General features: G+C 59.4%; 14 protein-coding genes. 6 read left to right on the forward strand and 8 right to left on the reverse strand.

The genetic code is table 11. The features are described from left to right. Positions 1-104: 104 nt before the first annotated feature. Positions 105-1,703 carry an autoinducer-2 kinase gene (gene lsrK, locus ACLEXF_RS15300; RefSeq protein WP_017900671.1) on the reverse strand — a complete coding sequence of 533 codons (1,599 nt, stop codon included), beginning with the start codon at positions 1,701-1,703 and terminating at the stop codon, positions 105-107. A gap of 37 nt (positions 1,704-1,740) precedes the next feature. Further along, positions 1,741-2,712, reverse strand: coding sequence for a transcriptional regulator LsrR (gene lsrR / locus ACLEXF_RS15305; RefSeq protein WP_004206105.1), 972 nt, complete (start codon positions 2,710-2,712; stop codon positions 1,741-1,743). Between the two features lie 218 nt (positions 2,713-2,930). Here lsrR and lsrA point away from each other — a divergent pair, with 218 nt between their 5' ends. The 6 genes from lsrA to lsrG are packed head-to-tail and all read left to right on the forward strand — an operon-like array spanning position 2,931 to position 8,656. Further along, on the forward strand, positions 2,931-4,418 hold the full coding sequence (lsrA, locus tag ACLEXF_RS15310) for an autoinducer 2 ABC transporter ATP-binding protein LsrA (RefSeq protein WP_017900672.1): 1,488 nt from the start codon (positions 2,931-2,933) through the stop codon (positions 4,416-4,418). Continuing rightward, positions 4,415-5,449 (forward strand): autoinducer 2 ABC transporter permease LsrC, encoded by a 1,035-nt coding sequence (lsrC, locus tag ACLEXF_RS15315; RefSeq protein WP_004206103.1) that lies wholly within the window; start codon positions 4,415-4,417, stop codon positions 5,447-5,449. Before lsrA ends, lsrC begins: the two co-directional genes overlap by 4 nt. Beyond that, positions 5,450-6,454: an autoinducer 2 ABC transporter permease LsrD gene (gene lsrD / locus ACLEXF_RS15320; RefSeq protein WP_065696789.1), complete on the forward strand. Its 1,005-nt coding sequence runs from the start codon at positions 5,450-5,452 to the stop codon at positions 6,452-6,454. It begins immediately after the preceding gene. Next, complete coding sequence (lsrB, locus tag ACLEXF_RS15325) at positions 6,451-7,464, forward strand: autoinducer 2 ABC transporter substrate-binding protein LsrB (protein WP_032456641.1); 1,014 nt, start codon at positions 6,451-6,453, stop codon at positions 7,462-7,464. The genes lsrD and lsrB overlap by 4 nt, the downstream gene beginning before the upstream one ends. 11 nt (positions 7,465-7,475) lie before the next feature. Further along, positions 7,476-8,363 (forward strand): 3-hydroxy-5-phosphonooxypentane-2,4-dione thiolase, encoded by an 888-nt coding sequence (lsrF, locus tag ACLEXF_RS15330; protein ID WP_004206100.1) that lies wholly within the window; start codon positions 7,476-7,478, stop codon positions 8,361-8,363. After that, the gene (lsrG, locus tag ACLEXF_RS15335; RefSeq protein WP_004181386.1) at positions 8,360-8,656 is read left to right on the forward strand and encodes a (4S)-4-hydroxy-5-phosphonooxypentane-2,3-dione isomerase; all 297 of its coding nucleotides are present in this window, start codon (positions 8,360-8,362) and stop codon (positions 8,654-8,656) included. The genes lsrF and lsrG overlap by 4 nt, the downstream gene beginning before the upstream one ends. 58 nt (positions 8,657-8,714) lie before the next feature. On the opposite strand, the gene ygjK is transcribed toward lsrG, so the two are convergent. From ygjK to ebgA, 6 genes are all read right to left on the reverse strand, one after another. Next, on the reverse strand, positions 8,715-11,066 hold the full coding sequence (gene ygjK, locus ACLEXF_RS15340) for an alpha-glucosidase (protein WP_065903902.1): 2,352 nt from the start codon (positions 11,064-11,066) through the stop codon (positions 8,715-8,717). Between the two features lie 17 nt (positions 11,067-11,083). Next, positions 11,084-12,142: a protein YgjJ gene (ygjJ, locus tag ACLEXF_RS15345; RefSeq protein ID WP_423265788.1), complete on the reverse strand. Its 1,059-nt coding sequence runs from the start codon at positions 12,140-12,142 to the stop codon at positions 11,084-11,086. A 13-nt stretch (positions 12,143-12,155) separates the two neighbouring features. Next, on the reverse strand, positions 12,156-13,589 hold the full coding sequence (locus tag ACLEXF_RS15350; RefSeq protein ID WP_017899717.1) for an amino acid permease: 1,434 nt from the start codon (positions 13,587-13,589) through the stop codon (positions 12,156-12,158). A 229-nt stretch (positions 13,590-13,818) separates the two neighbouring features. Continuing rightward, positions 13,819-15,252 carry an amino acid permease gene (locus ACLEXF_RS15355; protein WP_339110465.1) on the reverse strand — a complete coding sequence of 478 codons (1,434 nt, stop codon included), beginning with the start codon at positions 15,250-15,252 and terminating at the stop codon, positions 13,819-13,821. 94 nt (positions 15,253-15,346) lie between these two features. Beyond that, a complete protein-coding gene (locus ACLEXF_RS15360) occupies positions 15,347-15,796 on the reverse strand; it encodes a beta-galactosidase subunit beta (protein ID WP_339110466.1) in 450 nt (149 codons plus the stop codon). Then, positions 15,793-18,885, reverse strand: a complete 3,093-nt coding sequence (gene ebgA, locus ACLEXF_RS15365) for a beta-galactosidase subunit alpha (RefSeq protein WP_423265789.1) — start codon at positions 18,883-18,885, stop codon at positions 15,793-15,795. The genes ACLEXF_RS15360 and ebgA overlap by 4 nt, the downstream gene beginning before the upstream one ends. Positions 18,886-19,016: the final 131 nt, after the last annotated feature.

A 19,016-nucleotide genomic window follows, 5' to 3' on the forward strand; every position in this document is an offset into this window, starting at 1 on the left:
GGGAGTGCGGTGATTGTGATGGGATTCAAAGAACGGCGAAGCGTTGCCCCTCACCCCGGCCCTCTCCCAAAGGGAGAGGGAGAAAGGCGGATCGGTACCGGTGGTTAGGGTGACGGGGAAGACGCAACGCGCTGGCGGCGTTCCAGACCCGGCGCCTGCCACATCGATGTTGTCAGCCCGCTATCGACAAGACCAAGCTGATCGGCATACACCGACTGCCATTTACTCATCATCTCCTGATAAAGCTCGCGATGCTGCGGATTAGGGCTGAATTCGCGGTGCCAGCTCACTAACTTTTCTCCAGCGCTGGCCATATCGCCGTACAGCCCGGCGCCAGCGCCGGCGGCAATGGCGCAGCCGAGGGCAGTGGCTTCGCGGACCACCGGCACCCGCACCGGCAGGCCGGTGACGTCGCTGAGGATCTGGCTCCACAGCGCTCCCTTCGAACCGCCGCCGGCAAACACCAGGCTGTCGAAAGTCACCCCGGAAAACTGCGAAATCTGCGCCAGGTTGCAGGCGGAGACAATCGCCGCGTTCTCCTCCAGGGCCCGGAACAGGGTGGCTTTATTGCACTTCTCCGGATCGATGGAGAGGTTAATAAACGATGGCGCAGCGTGGTACCACTGCTTAAAGTGCATGGCGTCGGAAAAAATAGGCATCACGCCGTGGGAACCGGCGGGTACGCGGCTGGCCATCTCCTCCAGCAGCGAATAGGCATCGACGCCGAGACGCTCGGCAATCAGCTTTTCTTCAGCGCAGAAGGCGTCGCGGAACCAGCGCATGGTCAGTCCGGTAAAGAAACTGATCGATTCCGCCTGCGCCATGCCGGGGATCACGTGAGGATTGACGCGGATATTCATCTGCGGGTCGGTGCGCACCTGCGGCAGATTGACCACCTGCTGCCAGAAAGTGCCGCCGAGTACCGCGCTTTGCCCGGCGCGTACCACCCCGAGCCCGAGGCAGCCGAGCTGCACGTCGCCGCCGCCCATCACCACCGGCGTCCCGACGCGCAGGCCGCTCTGCTGGGCTGCAGCTTCGGTGACGGCGCCCAGCAGCGTGCCGGTCTCTTTCACCGGCGAGAGCATATCGGCGCGTAGCCCGGCCATATCCAGCAGCGCCGGACGCCAGTCGCGGCTGAACAGATCGAGCATGCCGGTGGTGCCTGCGTTTGACGGGTCGACCGCCAGCTCGCCGGAAAGCTTCGCCGCCAGCCAGTCGCTGATCATGGTGATAGTCGCCGCCTTGCGGTAGATATCGGGACGATGGTGCGCCAGCCACAGCAGGCGTGGCATGGCGCTGAGCGCCAGCGTTTGCCCGGAGACCTCGTACACCTCGGATTCAAAACGATAGTCGTGGATCTCCTTAAGCTCCGCCACTTCGCGGCTGGCGCGGGCATCAACGTTGGCGCAGGCCCAGATGGCCTCGCCGTTGCGGTCATAGAGGACGATCCCTTCGCGCATCGAACAGCAGGCGACGGACTGAATATCGGCGGCAGAGAGCCGGGCGGCGTCGAGCGCCTGGCGAATGCACTGGCAGGCCAGCTGCCAGTTGGTGGTAAGGTCGAACTCCATCGAGCCGGGGACGTTATCGACGCTCAGGTGTTTCCATTCGGCCTGGCCCACCGCCAGCTGGCGGCCATTAAGATCGAAAATGACCGCCCGTATGCTGCCGGTCCCGGCATCTAACGCTAACAGGTAACTCATGACATGCGCCTCACTGTTGTCGCGCGGCGCCGGGCCGTCAGGAGGCCAGTGCGAGCACCGCGCGTGCTGTTGTCTCTTCCGTTACCAGGCCATTAATGCGCTTGCCAATCAGAGCGGCATGAATCGCCTGCGCTTTTTGTTCTCCCCCGGCGACGCCGACGATGGTCGGCAGCTGCGCCAGCTCATCAAGGGTCACGCCGAGCAGTTCCCGATGGATCTCCAGTCCTTCTACCGGCCGGCCGTCGGCCTGCAGGAAATAACCTAAAATGTCGCCGACCGCCCCTTTGCGGGCGTACATCAGCTGTTCGCCCTCGCTGATATAGCCGGAGCGCAGAATGGTCGCGTCGCGCCGCTGATCGATAGCGCCAATGCCAACCACCGCCGCGTCCGCCGCCGTCGCCGCCAGCATCACATCGCGCACGCTGGATTCGCGGCGCAGGATCTCAGCGACCTCCGCCGACGAGACCCGCAGCGGCGCCGGAATAATACTGACGCTGCAGGCGGCATCCAGTTGGCCGATGCCGGTCATATAGGGGCCGACGCCGCCGGAGAGAGTGACCAGTCGCACCTGCTGCGAGCCGATAAAGCCGCTGAGATGCTGCAGGCAGCTCATGGTGGCTTCGCCGAAGCCGACCGCCAGCAGCTGTCCCGGTTGCAGAATGCCCATCAGCGACTGCGCGGCACCGATCCCCAGCCGGGTATTCATCGGCGGGGTGTTGAGCGCCGGCAGCACACGGGCAATCTTGAGGCCAAAGCGCTGCTGGAGTTCACTTTCCAGCGCCAGACAGCCCTCATAGCGCGAGTTGATCTGCACGCGGATCACCCCGGACTGGCGGCCTTTCTCCAGCAGGCGGGAAATCTTCAGCCGCGGCAGCCCCAAACGCTCGCCGATGTCGTTTTGCGTCAGGCCGTCGTGGTAGTAACACCACGCCACCCGCGCCACCAGCTCTTCCTCGGCTAACGCCAGCCCGGCGTAGCGATGGTCTTCCGTAATGCGTTTTTCGCTCATAAATTGAACTCTTATAAAAATTTAGATCATATGTTCGCTATTGCGCGGCCGGAAAGTGTGAGCCGACTGGCAAAACGGATCTTTCATCTCTGGCCGCTTTTTTCCGGACGATCTAAAGCGCCAAACTGTGATCTTCGCACGGTTGTAAATATAGTTCACCGTCTACGCTTTTGAACATTATTAAATTTAAAAATCATTTGTTCAAACGAGGCGCGACGATGAAGCCACTGCTTGAAGCTCGCCAGATCCGCAAACAGTTCTCCGGCGTTGCCGTGCTGAAGGGCATCGACTTTACGCTATGCGCGGGCCAGGTGCATGCGCTGATGGGGGGCAACGGCGCGGGTAAATCGACGCTGATGAAGATCATCGCCGGCGTCGAAACCCCGGATAGCGGTGAACTGACGATCGGCGAACGCGCGTTTGCGCGCCTTAACCCGGCGTTGGCCCACCAGCTGGGCATCTATCTGGTGCCGCAGGAGCCAATGCTGTTTCCCAACCTCAGCGTGCGCGAGAACATTCTCTTTCGTCTGCCGAAGCGGGCGGATACCACCGCGCGGCTGCAGGAAAAACTGCAGCAGCTGAACTGCCAGATCAACCTCGATGCCAGCGCCAGCACGTTGGAAGTGGCCGATCAACAGATGGTCGAGATCCTGCGCGGCCTGATGCGCGAGGCGCGGATCCTGATCCTGGATGAACCCACCGCCTCTTTAACGCCGGGTGAAACCGAGAGACTGTTTAGCCAGATCCGCGCGTTACAGGCGCTGGACGTTGGGATCGTCTTTATCTCGCACAAACTGCCGGAAATCCGCCAGCTGGCCAGCCATGTGTCGGTGATGCGCGACGGGGCAGTGGTGCTCAGTGGCGAAACGGCGGGCTACGGCGACCAACAGCTTATCAGCGCCATGACGCCGGCCAGCCGCGACCATGCGCTGAGCGACACGCAAAAGCTGTGGCTGGCGCTACCGGGCAATCGCCGTACCCAGGCGCAGGATTTTCCCGTGCTGCGGGTGGAGGATCTAACTGGCGAAGGTTTTATCGATCTCAGTCTGGAGATCCGCGCCGGGGAGATCGTCGGCCTTGCCGGGCTGGTGGGATCCGGGCGCACCGAATTTGCCGAAACCTTATACGGCCTGCGTCCGCCGCGCGCCGGGAGGATCTGGCTGGAGAACCGCGAGATTAGTCAGGAGAGCACCCGCGCCAGGTTGGCCAGCGGGCTGGTCTATCTGCCGGAAGACCGCCAGGTCTCCGGGCTGTTTCTCGATGCGCCGGTGCGCTGGAACACGGTGATGTTCAATCAGCCGTCGTGGTGGCAGCAGGGGAAACGGGAGGCGGCGGTGGTCGAGCGCTATCACCGGGCGCTGGGGATCAAGCTGGCCGATGGCGACCAGCCGGTACGCACTCTCTCCGGCGGCAACCAGCAGAAGGTGCTGCTGGCGCGCTGTCTGGAAGCTAATCCGTTGCTGCTGATTGTCGATGAGCCGACGCGCGGCGTGGATGTCTCCGCCCGCGCCGATATCTATCAGCTGCTGAAAAGCGTCGCCGCGCAAAATGTGGCGGTGCTGATGATCTCTTCCGATGTGGAGGAGTTCGTCGGTCTGGCCGACCGGGTGCTGGTGATGCATCAGGGCCGCCACAGCGGCGAGCTGGCGCGGCAGGCGGTGACCGTCGATCGCATGATGACCCTGGCCTTCGGAGGGCAGGCATGAAAACGTTATTCAAGAATCGCGAACTGAGCGCCTTTTTTGCCATCGTGGCGCTGTTTGCCGTGCTGGTGGCGCTCAATCCGGCCTATTTCAGCCTGCAGACGCTGGCGATGATTTTCGCCAGCTCACAAATCCTGTGCCTGCTGGCGCTGGGGGCGACGCTGGTGATGCTGACCCGCAATATCGACGTGTCGGTGGGCTCCACCGTTGGCCTGAGCGCCATCGCCGTTGGGGTAGCGCTGAACAACGGCTACGGGCTGGCGACGGCGATCGCCTTCGCGCTGGCGATAGGCGCGCTGGCCGGGGCTTTTAACGGCCTGCTGGTGGTGGGGCTGCGCATTCCGGCGATCGTCGCGACGCTCGGCACGCTGGGGTTGTATCGCGGGGTGATGCTGCTGTGGACCGGAGGGAAATGGATCGAAGGCTTGCCCGACAGCCTGAAATCGCTCTCGGAGCCCGCGTTTATCGGCGTGTCGCCGCTGGGCTGGCTGGTGCTGGCGCTGCTGCTGGCGGGCGGCTGGCTGCTGTCGCGCACCGCCTCTGGACGTGATTTCTATGCCGTTGGCGATAACCTCGCCGCTGCCCGCCAGCTGGGCGTGGCGGTCAATCGCACACGGATGCTGGCTTTTACCCTCAACGGTATGCTGGCGGCCTGCGCCGGGATCGTCTTCGCCGCGCAGATTGGCTTTGTGCCCAATCAGACCGGCAGCGGCCTGGAGATGAAAGCCATCGCCGCCTGCGTGCTGGGCGGAATATCGCTGCTCGGCGGCACCGGTACGCTGCTCGGCGCGTTTCTCGGCGCCTTTTTCCTCACCCAAATCGACACCGTGCTGGTGCTGTTCCGCCTTCCTGCCTGGTGGAATGACTTTATCGCCGGCCTGGTGCTGCTCGGGGTGCTGGTGCTTGATGGACGCCTGCGCCAGGCGCTGGCCCGCCATCAGCGGGCGCTGAAGTACAGTCGTTTCCAGCCCGGCAACAAAGGGGGCAAACAGGTTGCCCGCTTTCCCGAACGCAAAAGCAAAGAGGTGGCTTAAATGAAGCTGAAGCTTAACTGGGAAAGCGCGCTGCTGGCGTTATTAGTCGTGGAAATCCTGCTGTTCGGCGCGCTGAATCCGCGCATGCTGGATCTCAATATGCTGCTCTTTAGCACCAGCGACTTTATCTGCATCGGCATCGTCGCGCTGCCGCTGACGCTGGTGATTATCAGCGGCGGGATCGATATTTCGCTGGGCTCGACCATCGGACTGTGCGCCATCGCCCTCGGGGTGATGACCCAGGCGGGCTGGCCGCTGTGGCTGGCGGTGTCGCTGACGTTGCTGCTGGGGCTGCTGTGCGGGCTAATCAACGCCGCGCTGATCCACTACACCGGCATCAGCCCGTTGGTGATCACCCTCGGGACGCTGTATCTGTACGGCGGCGGCGCGCTGCTGCTTTCCGGCATGGCCGGCGCCACCGGTTATGAGGGGATCGGCGGCTTTCCCGACAGCTTCACCGCCTTCGCCAATTTAACTCTGGGCGGGCTGCCGCTGCCGCTGGTGCTGTTCGCGGGTGTCACCTTTCTCTTCTGGCTGCTGGCCCATCGCGGGCGCTTTGGCCGCCACCTCTTTTTACTCGGGCAAAACCCGCGCGCCGCGCGCTATGCGGCGCTGTCGGTGAACGGCATCCCGTATGTGCTGTATGGCCTGGTCGGTATTGCCTCGGCGGTCGCGGCGCTGGTGATGGTCTCCTATTTCGGCTCGGCGCGTTCGGATTTAGGCCGTGACCTGCTGATGCCGGCGCTGACCGCGGCGGTGCTCGGTGGGGCCAATATTTACGGCGGCTCGGGATCGATACTGGGTACCGCGCTGGCGGCATTGCTGGTGGGGTATCTGCAACAGGGTTTACAGATGGTCGGCATCCCCAACCAGGTGTCGAGCGCGCTGTCAGGGGCGCTGTTGGTTGTGGTGGTGATGGGGCGTTCGCTGAGCCTGCACCGTGAATGGGTGCGCGCGACCTGGCGGCGTCTTTTCTCGCGTAAAACAATCGGAGCACAACAATGAAAACAAAACGTATCCTGCAGGTCAGCACGCTGGCGCTGGCGATGAGCGTGGCAACCGCGCAAGCGGCGGACCGTATCGCCTTTATTCCTAAGCTGGTCGGCGTCGGCTTCTTTACCAGCGGCGGCAACGGCGCGAAAGAGGCGGGGAAAGCGCTGGGCGTGGATGTCACCTATGACGGCCCAACCGAGCCCAGCGTCTCCGGCCAGGTGCAGCTTATCAACAACTTCGTCAACCAGGGCTACAACGCGATTATCGTCTCAGCCGTCTCACCGGACGGCCTGTGTCCGGCGCTGAAGCGGGCGATGCAGCGCGGGGTGAAAGTCCTGACCTGGGATTCCGATACCAAGCCGGAGTGCCGCAGCATCTATATCAATCAGGGCACGCCGCAGCAGCTCGGCGGCCTGCTGGTGGAGATGGCGGAAAAGCAGGTGACGAAGCCCGCTGCCAAAGTGGCGTTTTTCTACTCCAGCCCGACGGTGACCGACCAGAACCAGTGGGTGAAGGAAGCCAAAGCCAAAATCGAAAAAGAACATCCGCAGTGGCAAATCGTCACCACCCAGTTTGGCTATAACGATGCCACCAAATCGCTGCAAACTGCCGAGGGGATCTTAAAAGCGTATCCGGATCTCGACGCCATTATCGCGCCGGATGCCAATGCCCTGCCGGCGGCGGCGCAGGCGGCGGAGAACCTCAAGCGTCAGGGCGTGGCGATCGTCGGCTTTAGTACCCCCAATGTGATGCGCCCCTACGTGGAGCGCGGCACGGTGAAAGCCTTTGGTCTGTGGGATGTGGTTCAGCAGGGCAAAATTGCGGTTAATGTCGCCGATCGATTACTGAAAAAGGGCGATCTTAACGTCGGCGATAGCGTTGAGGTGAAAGATATCGGCTCGCTGAAGGTCGAACCGAACAGCGTGCAGGGCTACCAGTATGAGGCGAAGGGCAACGGTATCGTGTTGCTGCCGGAGCGCGTGGTGTTCAGCAAAGAGAACATCAATAACTACGACTTCTGACGGAGGATGAGATGGCTGATTTAGATGATATCAAAGAGGGCAAGGACTTCGGCCTCGACCGCCCGCAGCAGAACACGCTGTACACCCTGAAAGGCTGCGGCTCGCTGGACTGGGGCATGCAGTCGCGGCTGGCGCGCATTTTTAATCCGCACAGCAACCGCACGGTCATGCTGGCCTTCGACCACGGTTACTTCCAAGGGCCAACTACTGGGCTGGAGCGTATCGACCTGTCGATTGCGCCGCTGTTCGAGGAGACCGACGTGCTGATGTGTACCCGCGGCGTATTGCGCAGTCAGGTACCGGCGGCGACCAATAAACCGGTGGTGCTGCGCGCCTCCGGCGGTAACTCGATTTTGAGTGAACTCTCCAACGAATGCGTGGCGGTGGCGATGGAGGACGCCCTGCGTCTCAACGTTTGCGCGGTGGCGGCGCAGGTCTATATCGGCAGCGAATACGAACATCAGTCGATCAATAACATCATCAAACTGGTGGACGCCGGCAACCGCTACGGTATGCCGGTACTGGCGGTCACTGGCGTCGGCAAAGAGATGGCCCGCGACGCCCGCTACTTCTCGCTGGCCAGCCGGATTGCCGCCGAAATGGGGGCGCAGTTTGTGAAGACTTATTTTGTTGAGGACGGTTTTGAGAAAGTGACCGCCAGCTGCCCGGTACCGATCGTCATCGCCGGGGGCAAAAAGCTGCCGGAGCATGAGGCGCTGGAGATGTGCTGGCGGGCGATCGACCAGGGGGCGTCCGGGGTGGATATGGGACGCAATATCTTCCAGTCCAGCGCCCCACGGGCGATGCTGAAGGCGGTGAAAAAGGTGGTGCATGAGAATCTGAACGCGCGCGAAGCGTACCAGTTCTGGCAGGAAGAGAAACAGGGAGAGCGGAAATGAACGTGACGCTGGTGGAGATCAATATCAAACCGGAGCGGGTCGACGAGTTTCTCGAGGTATTTCGCGCCAACCACGAAGGCGCGCTGCGGGAGCCGGGCAACCTGCGCTTTGATGTCCTGCAGGATCCGGAAGTGAAGACCCGCTTTTTTATCTACGAAGCCTATAAAGACGATGAGGCGGTGCTGGCGCACAAGAAAACCCCGCACTATTTAGCCTGCGTCGAAAAGCTGGAGGAGATGATGTCGCAGCCGCGGCAGAAGCGCAGCTTTATCGGCCTGCTGCCGCAGGTGTGAGACGAGCCCTCACCCCGACCCTCTCCCTGTGGGAGAGGGGTAGGGTGAGGGGAAAACGCTACGGCTTACGGAAAAACTCGTTATACAACATATATAAATGCGCCGCGCTCCACGAGAAGTTGGGCGCCCCCTGCTGGGCGCCGGTCAGCGGATTGTAGTTCTCCTGAATCGGGCCATCGGCGGTTAAGCCTTTGGCGTGCTGGAAGAAGGCGTCCGCCAGCTTCAGCGCCTCATCGCGATGACCGTAGCGCTCCATTCCCTTCAGGCCGAACCAGAACTGATCCACCCACACCCGTCCACGCCAGTAAATATCGGCGCCAAAGGCCGGGTTGGTCAGTGCGGCGGTGCCCAGCGGCACAAAGGTGTTGAACTCTTTCGGGTCGAGCATCACCGAAATCACATCGTCAGCATGTTGCTGCGTCGCCGCGCCGTTAAACAGCGGCGACCAGCCTTCCGGCCCTTTGCCGCGCTCGACGATCGGTTTACCGGCGCAGCCGTTGGCTAGCGGTTGTTCCTCGATACGAATGTCGTAATAGAAGCGGGTCTGCGGGTCAAACATGCAGGTATTGATATAATCCGCCAGCTTCGCCGCCAGCGCCTGATAGCGCTTTGCCTCTTCCGCTTTGCCAAGAACGGTCGCCATCTGCGCCAGATAGTGGTTATCGCTGTACATATAGCTGGCCTGATCGACCGACTCCTGAAGCAGCGAATACCCCAGCAGGTTGCCGTCGCGGTCGCGGTTTTCGGCGAATTTGACCGTCCAGTCGCTGCGTTTGCCGCCGTTGGCGACATATTTATCCAGCTGTTCTTTATCGATAAAACCAAATACCGCCGCATCGTCTCGCCCGGATTCCCACGATGCCGCTACCTGCGCCGGGATTTCGAGGCTGTCGTAATCGCCTTTGGCCGTCACCTGCTCGTATGCGCTGAGGCCGGAAAGCGTCTGCTCGGTTTGCCCTTTTTTCACCGTGAACAGCATGGCGCCGTCGGCGGTGTTGTGCGCCTTATCGCGGGTCGCGCCATATTCCGGCACGCCGTTACCGTTATGGTCGCGATTGCGCAGCCACCAGTCGTGATAGGCCACCAGCTTCGGATACATCTCTTCCAGCCACGCTTTATCTTTGGTGACGTTATACACCTCCATCACCGACCAGGCCGCGAGGCTTGGCTTAGTGTTGCGTTCGTTCCAGTTGCCGCCGTCGCCGCCGCGCTCGGGGCTCAGGTTCCAGGCAATCAGATCGGGCACAAATCCGGCATCCTGCGGACGCACCTTATCATTGGCTTTAATCTGCCAGGAGAAGACGGCGCGGATATTCTCTTTGGCGATATCCGGGTTGAAGTGGGCCATGGCGTAGGCTTGCTTCCAGGTATCCCACGGCCAGGTCTGGTTGCCGGAGAACCAGCGGCCGGTCACGGATGGGGTGACGGTGTGGTAATGCACCGCGCCGCCCGGCGCGCGCCAGTTGCCGTTGAGCGTCTCAATGGCTTTCACCGCTACGCGAGTCTGTTCGGCGGTGGCGTCCGGATTAATGAGCCCTTTTTGCAGATAGCCGTCCCAGCGCTGTTCGGAGGCGGCGAGATAATACGCCGGGCGCGCCAGAATATCGCGGATTTGCGCTTTTTCCTGGCGCGCTTGCTCCGCGGTAAGTAGGTGCGAATAGGTAGTGTACAGGATGGTGGAGCCGCGGATCTCCGCGCTGCTGGTAAAGCGGTGGCCGTCGATACGGGTCTCGGTTACCAGCGAACGGTGGATCTGATACTGCGATTCGCCGGAGGTCATCAGGTCGGAGGCGGCGCGAACCTTGCCAAAGCTGACCGTCAGGCCGTCGGGCGTGGCGCTCAGACGGCGCTGATAGTCCGGGAAGGCTTCATCAATGGTTTTGTCCGATAGCGCTTTACCCTCTTTGGCGGCCAGTTTTTCCAGCAGTTCGCCATCCCACACCAGCTTCAGCGGAGTGTTGCTGGTGATTTTGGTCTCCAGCAGTGAAGTGTGGGCGCTGGCGAAGCGCAGCGTCATCTCCACCTTCACGCCGGGCGCGGTCAGCGTTTGCTTCAGCGCGCCGGGCAGGCTCCAGGCCTGCAGGGTGAAATCGACCTTTTTGCCGTTCTGATACACCGTCAGGCGATCGAAGTTGGTGGCCATAAAGTTGATGTACTCTTCGGTCAGCAGCGCCGGGCCGGGGAAGCCGCCCATGGTCGCCGGGCCGTCGGGCAGCAGGTGGCCGTGCCACGCCCCGAGGTCGAAGAAGGGGTTGAAGCGCTGGTGGTCATCGGCGTCGAAATCCTGCATATACTGCGGCGCGCCGCTGCGGTCGATGACGTTTTTAAACGCCTGCGCGGTGACGGCGTGGGCGGAAAAACTCAGCATCAGCGCGCAGGCCAGCGGCGTCAGCGTAGTGGTGAGGTTCATGGTATCTCGGCTCCTTGTTACCAGTAGAAGTATTGCATCAGGAAAATTTTGTCGCTCGGGTCGCCGCTGGCGTTGCTGGTATAGAAACGGCTGTCGGCGGCGGTGGCGAAACGCCCGCCGCCGTATTCGTACCAGATGCCAAATTGCATAAACGCGGTGGTTTCATCAGCGGCGTGGTCCGGGCGGTGTTTGGCGTAGCTGTATGCGGTGGAGAAGTAGAGTCCGCTTAATGCTTCATACATGGCGCTGGCCATAAAGCCGGTTTCGCTGCCGGGAACATCCAGCCCTTTGGCGCGGCCGGTATGGTGCCAGGCGCGGAAGGCCAGATTGGGCGACAGAACGCCGGTCAGGAATAGCTGTCCGGTGCCGTCGGTCACTTCAAGGCCGTTCATCCAGGTGACATCTTTGACGATGTCGTACTGAACGTAGCCGTTGACCATTGCCGGGTAGGTGTACTTATCGTCATAGCGATCATATTTGCCGAAGTGCAGCCAGGCCTTGCTTTCATCGTGATGACCGGCCGGCGTGGCGGTGACGCTATAGCGGAAATCGCCGCTGCGGTTTTGTACTTTCAGCGCGTACATGATGTCGCGGGTATTGGGGATCACATAACCCAGATCGGGGGTAAAGTCGCCCCACCACTGCAGGTCGTCCAGCGACGAATCCTGGCGCAGGCTGAGCATGATCTCGGTGTTGTTATCGGTTTTATAGCCGCCATAGAGGCGGTTAAGGCCGCCTTCCACGCCACCCCAGCTGTGGCCGGGCGTCCAGGCATTGCCCTGGCTATCGGCCTGTACCGTCCAGGCTTCGCCGTAAATCAGCCCGAACCAGTGGCCGTTTTTGACCTCCAGCCCGCCCTCGATATAGGTGCCATCGCTGTATCTATGTTTGTCCTCGCCTTCTAAATCCATGTATCCGCCAACCCCCAACTCGCCGTAAAAGCGATAGGAGGTGGTGGTTAATTCCGGCGTTTTGGTATCGTCGTGCTCGGCCGGATGGACGGTCTCAGCGGCCGCCGCAGGGGCGCAAAAAGTTAGGGCAACGAGTGCCCCGTATAAGTAAGAGTTAGTTTTCATTTTTTTAAGGTATTTAAGAGGTATGGGAAGCCGGAGCCGCTTCTATTTGTTGTTGTTCCTGGGTTAATCCTTTGACGTATCTGCTGTATTTCCACCACGCGAAGCCAAGGAAAATCACGATCCCGCCAACGTTGTAGAAAATAATGGTCAGGATGTTGCCGCCGGTTGGGAAGGTTGAGGCGACGAAACCGATGGCGAAAATCACAATTAGCATGGATACCACCACGATGCCGGTGGTACGCGAGCCCATGCGGAAATCGCGCGGCAGATGGTCGAGTTTGCGGCGCAGGTTGAGGTAGGCCAGCATGATGAACAGCGGCGGCAGCATGGAAGCGGCGGCGGTCATGTTGATGATGGTGTTCATCAGATCCTGCACGGTGTTGGATCCCAGCGTCGGGATGATCATCAGTGGAATAACGATCAGATACTGGATCCAGGCCGCGCGCGCCGGGACGCCGTTCTCATTGAGCTCGACGGTTTTTTTACCAAAGATGCCGGAGGGAATTTCCGAGAAGAAAATTTTAACCGGAGTGGCGGTCCACATCAGTAGCGAGCCAAACATCGCGGTAAACGAAACGAGGCCGACGAAGCGGTTCATCAGCATTTCCGGCAGGCCAAAGTAAGCCGCCAGGCCGTGGAACACCTGCACCGATCCGCCGGTAAACTTCAGCTCTTTGCTGCTGACGAAGACGTTGATCAGCACGGAGGAGATCGAGTACAGCACGCCGATGAAGATCCCGGCGAGGATGATCACTTTAACGAAGGATTTCGAGCCGCCTTTCACATCGTTGACGTACACCGCCACCGATTCCGCGCCGCCCGCCGCCATAAAGATCCACGTGGTAATACCGAGGAACGCCCAGTTGAAGTTAGGGATCATCGCTTCGACGGTGATCGGATCCGCTGGCTGCACGCCGCCCACCAGTGCGGAACCGGCCAGCAGAATATAAGAGAGCGTCAGCAGCAGCATCAGCGATGAGGTGACGGAGGTGATAGGCCCCAGCATTTTCGCGCCGTTGGTGGAGATCCAGGTGGAGAAAGCGAACAGCGCCATGCTCAACACAGTAGTGGCGAACGGCGTCAGAATGTATTCGTAGCCGAGGAAGGCGTAAGAGGCATAGGCGATCACGCGCGGCAGCAGCGAGGTGAAGAAAAACAGGTTTACGAACCAGTAGGTATAGGCGGTGATAAACGCCCAACGGCCGCCGAGCGAACTCTTCACCCAGGCGTAAACCCCGGCCTCGGAGTTTTTATTCAGCGACACGAACTCGGCGATAATCAGGCAAAACGGAATGAAGTAGAACAGGGTAGCGAGGAAGAACATCGGCGCCGACGCCAGCCCCAGTTCGATATTGTTGTTGATGACGTTATTGAAACTGTAAACGGCGGCAAAGGTCAGCGATAACAGGCCGAACTTGCCGATGGTATTACGTTTAGTATCAGACATAACACATCTCCACACATTGTCCTTCAGAGGGTCGCTGAAGGGGGTTGTGTTGTTTGTAGGGTAGAGGTAGTTAAGAATTAATGTCGATTTTAGTAAAAGTTTTAGTAAATAGAAGTAAAGAAACCGAATAGCTTTAACTCGATCACGAAAAAGGTTGAGTAATACGTAATCAGGTGAGGGTTAAAAAAATCCCGCCAGCCGATGAGGGGCTGACGGGACGACAGGAACGTTATTTACCGGCGGCGGCAGTGTTAACCGGCGCCGCGGCGCGCAGACGTTGCTGCTTTTTTTCAAAGCGGGTGATCCACCACCACGCCAGGCCGGAGAAGACCGCGGTCATAAAGACGTTGATAAAGAAAGCGTTAACCAGATCGACGCCCGGCGGGAAGGCGGAAGCGGTCATGCTAACCACGAAAATCACTATCAGCATCGATACCACGCTCATGCCCACTTTTCTTGAGCCCATACGGAAGTCGCGCGGCGTGTCATCGTGTTTCCAGCGGAAGACGAAGTAGGCGGCCATGATGAACAGCGGCGGCAGCATGGCGGTACCAGCGGTGAGATTAATGGCGGTGTTCATCATCTGCTGCACGCTGGCGGAACCGAAGCCGTTAACAATCAGCATCAGGAAGACGAACAGGAACTGCCACCAGGCGGCGCGTACCGGCACGCCGTGAGCGTTCAACTCGGTGGTTTTCTGGCCGTAGATACCTTTCGGGATTTCCGAGAAGTGGATTTTGACCGGTGCGGCGGTCCACATCATCATGCTGCCGAAGATGGCGATAAACAGAATGATGCCGACGAAGCGGCCCATCAGCGCTTCAGAAATGTGGAAGTAGGCGCCGAGACCGGTAAAGATTTCCACCATTCCGCCGGCGAAGGTCAGGTTCTCTCGGGCGACAAAGACGTTAACCAGCAGCGAACCTAAGGCATACATACCGCCAATCAGCACCCCGGCGGTGATGATGACTTTAATAAAGGATTTCTGCCCGCCCTTGGTGTCGTTGAGGTAGGCGGCAACGGTTTCCGCGCCGCCCGCGGCCTGGAAAATCCAGCACATAATACCGAGCGTCGCCCAGTTGATGGTCGGTTCCATCGCCGCCAGGGTAATCGGCTGCGCCGGGACGTGACCGGAACCCAGCGCGGTCAGCGCGCCGACGACGTAAATCGCGAACAAAGCGAACACGCCGTAGGCCACGCATTCGGAAATTTTACCCAGCCAGGTCGCCCCTTTGGTGGATATATGGGTAGCCATGGCGAACAGCACGATGGAGATAAGCGAGGTCACCATCGGCGAGAAGGGGATCGCGTAACCGGTGATCGCGTATGAGGCGTAGGCCACCACGTTCGGCAACAGCGAGAGGAAAAAGAACAGGTTCACAAACCAGTAGAGGAAGGAACCAAGATAGGCGGCGCGTGTGCCCAGCGGCTGCTTCAGCCACGCGTACATCCCGGATTCGGAGTGTTTATTGGCCGAGACGAATTCGGCGATGATAAACACGAACGGGATAAAGTAAACGATAGTGGCGAATAAGAAGATAGGCGCGGAACTGAGCCCTAACTCAATGTTGTTATTGACGATATTTCGCACGTTAAAGACGGCGGTAAAGGCCATCGATAACAGCGCGAACTTGCCGATTTTGGCACGTACAGCTTCGGACATACGTCCTCCAATCATTCATCTACCCGCCGCAGCGGGCTGGAACCGAAAGGCCAACGGGCGTACCCGTTGACCTCCCTTGTCGCTTAACGCGGGTTTACTTATTGAGGAAGTAGCCGTCTTCAACCGTGACTCGCAGCACCACTTTTTTTACCGGCGCATCGCAGATAAAGCGGTAGGCTTCGTCGATATCGCAAATCACCATCTGCCCTTCGTGAACCTTCACCGTTTCACCGATCCCTTTCAGGTATTCGCGATCGGTTTCGTCGCGGTAGCAGGCGACAGTTTGCAGATTTTCTTTGGCGGCAAACTCGATTTTCTGCTGCCCCTGCAGGTAATAGTGCACCTCAAAGTAGCGGCGGTTGCCGACAAAGAGCGCGTCGGTCGTACTATCGGTTTCCACTCGATAGGAGAGCGAATCGCCAATGGAATGCGCCACGCCCGGGCGGATGTTGTCGATGTTATTGATGGCTTCCACGCAGCGCTGCCATTTGCGGCCGCTATGATAAACCTGCTGAAACTGTTCTAAATTATCGAGAATTCTCATTGTTCAGCCTCGCTGTGTGCAACGGGGGAAAAGAAACCGGCGCCGAAGCTATGGTTCGCCAGTACCTGCGAGGTGCCGCATCCGCCCTCCAGCGGCAGCAGCGTAAAGCCATAGTTGAAGGTGTTGAGCCAGACGCGCCAGCTATCCAGCACTTCGCTGCCCCAGGAGTTGGAGCCGAGGCCGAGCAGTTGCGCATCGATATTCAGAGTGATGTCATCGCTGCGCTGTAGTTCGTTGCAGTGCTGGGCGGCGTGCAGGTTTTCCGCCGTATAATGCCAGGCGCTGATATTGAGCGGATTGCGCGGTACGACCAGCAGACCGCTGCCGTGGCGGTCGCTGAACGATGCCCAGCGCACGTGCTGACGGTTGCCGTTGTTCTGCGGGAACGGATAATTGACAAACATATCGTCGACGGTGGTATGCCAGATATCAATGATGTTGCTTTGCTGGCTGTCGGCGTAGTTCTCGCCCGGTCCGCGGCCATAGTAGTTCACCTGGTCGAACTCACCGTTAATGCCCAGCATAAAGCCGATGCACGGGACGATGTGCGGATAGTCGCCGTAGCGCTCGCCGGCCAGCTCAACGTTGATGTGGCCCTGTGGGGTAATCTGCCAGCGATAGGTACAACGCATACCGAAGTCGAACACCGGCGGCGCAATTACGCTGCGGGTGGTGATCACCACCGTTTCGCCCTCTATTTCGGCGCTGAATTCGCGCAGATGTTCCTGCATTATCTGCAGGTGGGCCGGCTGCCACAGTCCTTCGTATTCCTGTTTATGGTTATCAATCATGGGCTTGAAGAAATTGATCTTCGGCTCGCGGGTTACCTGGTCGACGCCGTTGACCTGCCATTCGCTCAGTTTGCCGCTGACCTTACTGAACACCACGCGGAAGTTATGGCCGCAGATGGTGTAGCTGAGGCGTTCATCGACAATCTGCAGCGGCGTGGCGCTGGCGTTTAACAGCGGGGTTCGCGCCGCGGTTCGCGCTTTAAGCGGGAACTGATAGACGGCGATATCGTGATTGGCTTCGCTATACGGGGTACGCGAATCTTTGGTCACCATGATGTTGACGAAAGCTTCACGCTCGTCGAGCTGCGGCAGGGCGATTTGCAGGTCGCGGCCGCTATTCGGCGCCAGGTCTTTCACTTTCAGCAGCTGACTGGAGAGCGTTTCGCCTTCGGCGCGCACTTCAACGCGCAGGGTGTAGTCATCGAGAGTGGAGAACCACAGTTTGTTTTCCACTCGCAGTTCGCCGCGGCAGATATCCCGCGCCTGTACTTTCACTGGGGCGATGACCTGTTTGTATTCGCGCAGGCCCGGCCCCGGCGTCTGGTCGGAGAAAATCAGACCATCGAGGCAGAAGTTGTAGTTGTTCGGGTAGTCGCCATAATCGCCGCCGAATTTGTACCACACCGCGCCGTTTTCGTCGGTGGCCTGAATACCGTGATCGCACCATTCCCACACGTAGTGGCCCTGGATGCAGTCGTGCTGGTAGAAGACGTTCTGGTATTCGGTTAATCCGCCGGGACCGTTGCCCATCGCATGGGCGTACTCACAGATAATGCGTGGTTTTTCATGCGGATGTTCGCCAAATTCGTTCATCAGCGGCACGCGGGTGTACATGGTGGAGATGATATCCACCACCTCGGCGTCGCGATCCTCTTCGTAGTGCACCAGCCGGGTATCATCCAGCGCTTTAGTGGCGTGGTACATGGCGCGGATGTTGCAGCCATAACCGGATTCGTTACCCAGCGACCAGATGACGATCGACGGATGGTTTTTCTGCGCGTGGACGTGGCGCACGATGCGCTCAACGTAGATGTGTTCCCAGGCCGGGTCGTCAGTGATGGCGCTGAGGTTGCCGACGTTGGCGAAACCGTGGGACTCCACGTCGGTTTCCGCCATCACGAACAGTCCGTAGATATCGCACATTTCATAGAAACGCGGGTCGTTCGGGTAGTGGGCGGTGCGAACCGAGTTGATGTTGTGCTGTTTCATCAGCAGCAGATCTTTTTCCACGCGATCCATGCCGACCGCGCGGCCTTTCAGATGATCGTTATCGTGGCGGTTTACGCCGTGCAGCATCACGTAGCGGTTATTGATATAGAACAGGCCGTCACGCACTTTGATATCGCGGAAACCGACGCGCTGCGGGATGATTTCCAGCACCTCGCCGGCGGCGTTCTTTAACGTCAGCACCAGATGATAGAGATACGGGCTTTCCGCCGACCACTGCTGCGGCGCGCTCACATCAATCGTGAAGCCGGTGTTCAGCTGCTGACTGACCTGCAGTTGACCGACGTTGCCCGAATATAGCGCCTTTTCGCCGTCGAACAGGGTATATTCCAGCGCCGCCGCCGCCGTCTGCGGAGCCAGGTTTTCCAGCGTCAGTTGGCAGGAGAGGGTCGCGTCGATGTAGTCATCGTTAAAATCGGTGCGCACGGTGAAATCCTGCACGTGCAGCGGATTTTTCCCCACCAGATAGACGTCGCGGAAAATGCCCGCCGACCACCACATGTCCTGATCTTCAATATAGGTGGAGTCCGCCCACTGCATCACGCGCACGCACAGCAGGTTGTCGCCGGTTTTCACCGCCGCGCTGATATCGAACTCGGCGGTCAGGCGGCTGCCTTTGCTAAAGCCGATGTACTGGCCGTTAACGTAGACTTCGAAATAGGTTTCGACGCCATCGAATTTGATGATGGTTTGTTTGCCCTGCCAGCCGTCGCCGAGGGTGAACAGGCGCTGGTAGGCGCCGGTCGGGTTATCGGTCGGAACATACGGCACGTCGATGGGGAAGGGGAAACCTTCGTCGGTGTACTGCAGCTGACCGTGGCCTTCCATCTGCCACATACCCGGTACGGTAATCGGCCCCCACTCGTTCTGAAAGCACGAGGTAAAGCTCTCCGGTACCAGCAGCGGGTTGGTGAAAAAGCGGAAGTTCCACTGCCCGCTGAGGGACAGGAAGCGGCTGCTGGTTTCGCGGGCGAAGGTCCGCGCCTGGGCCAGTGAGTCGTAAGAGAAGAAATACGCCCGCGGCGGCAGCCTGTTTTCATGAGTGAGTTGAAGGTTTTCCCAGCGATTCATATCGCCTCCCTGAACGGCTTAATAAGATAAACCTCATTTTAGTAAAACTTTTACTAAATAAAATCGTCAGGGATGATTTACTTTAACTTGATCACAAAATGAGCCGCTTTTGTGCCGGGTGGCGGCTTCGC

The organism is Klebsiella pneumoniae complex sp. WS1778, assembly GCF_049472055.1.
Lineage (GTDB): Bacteria > Pseudomonadota > Gammaproteobacteria > Enterobacterales > Enterobacteriaceae > Klebsiella > Klebsiella quasipneumoniae.

Coding starts and splice junctions, on each gene's coding strand:
- lsrG (WP_004181386.1), top strand. CDS start 8,360: ATGAACGTGACGCTGGTGGAGATCAATATCAAACCGGAGCGGGTCGAC.
- ACLEXF_RS15350 (WP_017899717.1), bottom strand. CDS start 13,589: ATGTCTGATACTAAACGTAATACCATCGGCAAGTTCGGCCTGTTATCG.
- lsrB (WP_032456641.1), top strand. CDS start 6,451: ATGAAAACAAAACGTATCCTGCAGGTCAGCACGCTGGCGCTGGCGATG.
- lsrC (WP_004206103.1), top strand. CDS start 4,415: ATGAAAACGTTATTCAAGAATCGCGAACTGAGCGCCTTTTTTGCCATC.
- lsrF (WP_004206100.1), top strand. CDS start 7,476: ATGGCTGATTTAGATGATATCAAAGAGGGCAAGGACTTCGGCCTCGAC.
- ACLEXF_RS15355 (WP_339110465.1), bottom strand. CDS start 15,252: ATGTCCGAAGCTGTACGTGCCAAAATCGGCAAGTTCGCGCTGTTATCG.
- ygjJ (WP_423265788.1), bottom strand. CDS start 12,142: ATGAAAACTAACTCTTACTTATACGGGGCACTCGTTGCCCTAACTTTT.
- ygjK (WP_065903902.1), bottom strand. CDS start 11,066: ATGAACCTCACCACTACGCTGACGCCGCTGGCCTGCGCGCTGATGCTG.
- ACLEXF_RS15360 (WP_339110466.1), bottom strand. CDS start 15,796: ATGAGAATTCTCGATAATTTAGAACAGTTTCAGCAGGTTTATCATAGC.
- ebgA (WP_423265789.1), bottom strand. CDS start 18,885: ATGAATCGCTGGGAAAACCTTCAACTCACTCATGAAAACAGGCTGCCG.
- lsrA (WP_017900672.1), top strand. CDS start 2,931: ATGAAGCCACTGCTTGAAGCTCGCCAGATCCGCAAACAGTTCTCCGGC.
- lsrR (WP_004206105.1), bottom strand. CDS start 2,712: ATGAGCGAAAAACGCATTACGGAAGACCATCGCTACGCCGGGCTGGCG.
- lsrD (WP_065696789.1), top strand. CDS start 5,450: ATGAAGCTGAAGCTTAACTGGGAAAGCGCGCTGCTGGCGTTATTAGTC.
- lsrK (WP_017900671.1), bottom strand. CDS start 1,703: ATGAGTTACCTGTTAGCGTTAGATGCCGGGACCGGCAGCATACGGGCG.